Source organism: Roseateles sp. P5_E11 (genome assembly GCF_054049355.1).
In genome coordinates this window covers 1-4,168 of the sequence record NZ_JBFUMO010000519.1, presented here as the reverse complement: position 1 = coordinate 4,168, position 4,168 = coordinate 1, and the positions used below count along the sequence as shown (strand labels likewise).

The window sequence follows — 4,168 nt, the reverse complement described above, 5'->3', positions numbered from 1 at the left end:
GCCGGTCCCCCGAGGGGACGGCGATGCTTGCGGCATTGAGCCGCAAGCACATCGCCAGAGCGGGCCGGCTAGGGAGCGGCCCGGCGCTCGGCCCGCAAGAACGTCGGTACGTCGACCACTGAGGTGAAATCGGGGGCATGAGCTCAGACCTGCCCCCGCTGCCCCACCTGGCCCCCGGCCGCTACCGTCACTACAAGGGCGGCGAATACGAAGTGCTTCATGTGGCCCGCCACAGCGAGACGCTGGAGGTCGTGGTGGTCTACCGGCCGCTGTACAACGACAGCGGCTGGTGGGTGAGGCCTTACGAGATGTTCACCGGCACACTGGAGGTTGACGGCGTCGTGCGGCAGCGCTTCGAGCGCATCGGCTAGAGACGATGGCCGGCAGGGGAGGGCGGGTGGATGAATGAAGAAGATCAGGCGCAGGACGCGCCTGCAGGCGGGCCGTTGCTGACGGCTGCGGCGCTGGACGACTGTGCACCCGCAGTGGGTGGCGCGTCATGGATGCGCGAAGGCGCGCGCGTGCTGGTGTTCCTCCCGCCGCGATGGGAGGGCCTGGAGGCCGCGCCGGTGACGGTGGCGGCGCCGGTCCTGGCGGGCTATCTGCTGCAGTTCATTGCTCAGCGCGTGATGATGCAAGGTGCGCCGATGTTGCTCTGGCAAGGCTTCCTTGCGGGCTGGGCGGGCATCGCCATCATGGCCTGGCTGTGCTGGGTGGTGGCGCGGTCTCGCTCGGCACAAGCGCCTGCGACGCCAAGGCCAGCCACGCTGTTTGCACTGGTTTGCATTGCCGGGCTGATGCTCGGCCTGTTTTCCGGCGGTGTCTTTCTTGGGATGCGAGCCGCGCTCGATCCGTTTGAGAGCTGGCCCCTGAGCCTGCAGCTGACGGCATGGCTGGTGCCCTTGTGCTGGGCTGGCCTGACGCAGCTCGTGCTGCTGTGGCGGGCAGCGGGTTCCGGGCTGGCGCGTGGTGCTGCCCTGTTGCTGGTCCCTATCCCGCTGATGCTGAACGGCTGGCTCGCGCCGCCGACATTCTGGTGGGCCGAGCCAGCGGCCAGTGCCGAGGCGGACGCCGAACCCGAGGTCGGGTTGCCGTTGACCGACGAGACCATAGGCAGGCAAGCGCAGCTCGTCGCTGTTGCATTGCAGGGCCTGCGACCACCGCAGCCGGGCCGGGTCAACGTCTACGCAGCGACCTACGCGCCCAACGCCTCGGAAGACGTCTTCATGCGCGAGAGTGCCACCGTTGCCAAGACCATGCGCGAACGCTTCGGCGCGGACGGTCGTCTGGTGGAGCTGGTGGCCAACCGCGCCACCACTGACACGCTGCCCTGGGGCACGCCGGCCAACCTGCGCCAGACCATCGCCCGCATGGCCGCCGTGATGGACCGCGACCGGGACGTGCTCTTTCTGCACCTGACCTCGCACGGCGGCCGCGACGGCAAGCTGGCCAACGACACCTGGCCGCTGAAGACCGAGCCCGTCACGCCTGACCTGCTCAAGCGCTGGCTGGACGAAGCCGGCGTGCGCTGGCGCGTGATCTCCGTGTCGGCCTGCTACTCGGGCAGCTGGATCGCGCCGCTGGCCGGCGACGGCACGCTGGTGATGACGGCGGCCGACGCGGACCACACCTCCTACGGCTGCGGCAAGCGCTCCGAGCTGACCTTCTTCGGCCGGGCGATGTACGAGGAGGCGCTGCGCAAGACCTGGTCCTTCACCGAGGCACATGCATGGGCACGCCAGGTCATCGAGGTGAGGGAGAAGGAGGCGGGCAAGAGCGACGGCTATTCCAACCCGCAGATCAGCGAAGGCGCCGGCATCCGCGGCGTGCTGAAGCGGCTGGCGGAAGAGCGTGCGCACTGATCACGCCACCCGTATCCAGTCCATCGACCAGTCCATCAACCACGTCTTCCCGCCATCGCGCGACGCGGCCTGCTGCCAGCGGCAGCTCGTCGGCGTGATGCGGTCCCAGACGCTGCGGTAGATGACGGTCTTGCCGTCTTCCTCGGACTGCTCCTGGAAGATGCCCGCCCCGCCTTCGAAGCTGCCTGGCAGACCTTGTGCGCCCAGCTCGCCCGAAGCGGCGTTGACCCAGAAGTCCGACCACTGCGCCTTCTTCACGTCCAGCAGCCGCAGGCCCATGCCGCCGAACTGCCGTGCTGGGATGCGCAGCTCCTCGACGCTGCAGACGCCGGCCAGGATGGCGTGCACCGTCGCCTCGCCCTCGAAGACATCCCAGACACCATTGCGACGCCTGTGGTTGAGGATCTTCCAGCGGCCGCTCAGGAAGTCAAAGTCGCCGGGTTTGCCGGGCGTGCGCGCGGTGGGCAGGGCGCCCGTCATGGCCGGGCCGGGCTGGGGTTCGGCGGGTTCGGCAGGCGCGGCCCTGCTCGGCGTCAGCGCAAGGGCTGCGGCAGCCTGCAGCAGGCGGCGGCGTTCGGAGTTGTCGGTCATGCGCATCTCGTGAGTGAGTGGAGGTGGCGCATGCTGCACGGCATGACATGACAATCGGCGTCATGTTTTGCGGAACATCATCCAAGGCATGCGCGCCAGCCGACTGCTTTCCATCCTGATCCTGCTGCAGCTGCGCCCGCAGATCACGGCGCCGGCGCTGGCGCGCGAGTTCGAGGTGTCGGTGCGCACCATCCTGCGCGACATCGATGAGCTGTCCGCCGCCGGTGTGCCCGTCTATGCCGAACGCGGCCGCAGCGGCGGCTTCAAGCTGCGCGAGGGCTTTGCAACACGCCTCAACGGCCTGCTCGGCGACGAGGCCCAGGCCCTGCCGCTGCTGGGCCTGCCGGGGGCGGCCAGCGAACTGGGCCTGGGCGGTGCCTCGCAGCGGCTGCGGCTCAAGCTGCAGTCGGCGCTGCCGGGCGAGTCCGCCGCGCTGGCCGGCCGGTTGCAGGCGCGGCTGCATGTGGACCCGCTGGACTGGTACCAGGGCGGCGAGCCGGCAGCGCACCTGCCGGCGCTGGCCCAGGCGGTGCTGGAGTGCCGCCGCGTCGAACTGCGCTATCTGAGCTGGAAGGGCGAACGGGATTGGCGCGCCGAGCCGCTCGGCCTCGTGCTCAAGGGCGGCAGTTGGTATGCCGTCGCACGGGCCGGGGCGCGCACGCTGACGCTGAAGGTCGCCAACATCCAGTCGCTCAGCGTCGGCGAGGAGAGCTTCGAGCGCCCGGCTGACTTCGATCTGTCGACTTGGTGGCAGGCTTCGCTGCAGCGCTTTGAGAGGGAGTTGCGGCCCGAGGTCGCCGTCATCCGCATCACCGCCGAGGGCCGCCGGCGGCTGGCCGAGAAGGGCAGCTATGCCGCCCAGGCCGTCGCTGCCGCGGTGCCCGAGAAGCCGGCGGGGCCGCAGCGTTGGGCCAGGGTCAAGTTGCCCATCGAGAGCGTGGACCAGGCGGCGCGGCTGGTGTTGTCGCTGGCGCCGGAGGCTGAAGCAATGGGGCCGGCGGAGGTGAGGGCGAGGGTGGCGGAATGGGCAGGAGAGTTGGTGCGGCGTCATGCAATGGCATAGGCAACTCGCTGCAGTGCCATCAGGCGGAGAACTTGTAACTTCGCGCCGCTTTTGCCGATGTTTTATTGGCATAGTCATTGCCCATCAAACACTTGCAACGGCTGCTCCGGTTTTATGCAGCAGTGGCTGTCGCCCTAGAACACGTTATGCAGCACGCTAGCCTGAACTCCATCGAGCGCTTTGTGCCCTGCTTGTGCCGCGGGCTCGTTGCGTCGGCGACCGAGCGGTCCGCGCGTTCGGGCGAGCGCGTGTCGGTGTCACGAGTGGCGAGCGCCCAGGTATCGGATTCCGCATGCATTGCGCTTGCGGCTAGTCCACCAGGCGTGCTCGCCTCAGCCCTCGACGGGCTTCAACTTCGGCGGCTTTTCCCTGTCGCGGCCACCGGCGCTTCGACAAACGGCGCTCGGCATAACCGGTCGCTCCAGCGGACGGCTTCGCCGCCCRCTGAGCTTTCACGTTGAGGCTGTCAAATAACCTGAAGTCGGGTCGCCACCGATTCATTTCYTGACGCCTAGTGCGTCAAATGAGCGGACTCGTTCAGGAGTCCCGCAATGCCCCGCTACAAGCCCTGTGATCGCCACGCGCTGTTGCTTCCGGTGGTGCTGTCAGAACAGATCTTGCCGGGCAGCTTCGCCTTCGCGCTGGACTACCT

At 68.3% G+C, this 4,168-nt stretch carries 4 protein-coding genes; 3 read left to right on the top strand and 1 reads right to left on the bottom strand.

The window, feature by feature from the left end; translation table 11 throughout:
* Positions 1-137: 137 nt before the first annotated feature.
* Together ACXJKR_RS26060 and ACXJKR_RS26055 are read left to right on the top strand one after the other, a co-directional pair.
* Positions 138-371, top strand: a complete 234-nt coding sequence (locus ACXJKR_RS26060) for a DUF1653 domain-containing protein (protein WP_457325277.1) — start codon at positions 138-140, stop codon at positions 369-371.
* Between the two features lie 30 nt (positions 372-401).
* Positions 402-1,862: a C13 family peptidase gene (locus tag ACXJKR_RS26055; RefSeq protein ID WP_457325276.1), complete on the top strand. Its 1,461-nt coding sequence runs from the start codon at positions 402-404 to the stop codon at positions 1,860-1,862.
* On the opposite strand, the gene ACXJKR_RS26050 is transcribed toward ACXJKR_RS26055, so the two are convergent.
* The gene (locus ACXJKR_RS26050; protein ID WP_457325275.1) at positions 1,863-2,453 is read right to left on the bottom strand and encodes a hypothetical protein; all 591 of its coding nucleotides are present in this window, start codon (positions 2,451-2,453) and stop codon (positions 1,863-1,865) included.
* A gap of 88 nt (positions 2,454-2,541) precedes the next feature.
* On the opposite strand from ACXJKR_RS26050, the gene ACXJKR_RS26045 reads away from it, so the two are divergent.
* Positions 2,542-3,516: a helix-turn-helix transcriptional regulator gene (locus tag ACXJKR_RS26045; RefSeq protein ID WP_457325274.1), complete on the top strand. Its 975-nt coding sequence runs from the start codon at positions 2,542-2,544 to the stop codon at positions 3,514-3,516.
* Positions 3,517-4,168: the final 652 nt, after the last annotated feature.

Coding starts and splice junctions, on each gene's coding strand:
- ACXJKR_RS26060 (WP_457325277.1), top strand. CDS start 138: ATGAGCTCAGACCTGCCCCCGCTGCCCCACCTGGCCCCCGGCCGCTAC.
- ACXJKR_RS26055 (WP_457325276.1), top strand. CDS start 402: ATGAATGAAGAAGATCAGGCGCAGGACGCGCCTGCAGGCGGGCCGTTG.
- ACXJKR_RS26050 (WP_457325275.1), bottom strand. CDS start 2,453: ATGACCGACAACTCCGAACGCCGCCGCCTGCTGCAGGCTGCCGCAGCC.
- ACXJKR_RS26045 (WP_457325274.1), top strand. CDS start 2,542: ATGCGCGCCAGCCGACTGCTTTCCATCCTGATCCTGCTGCAGCTGCGC.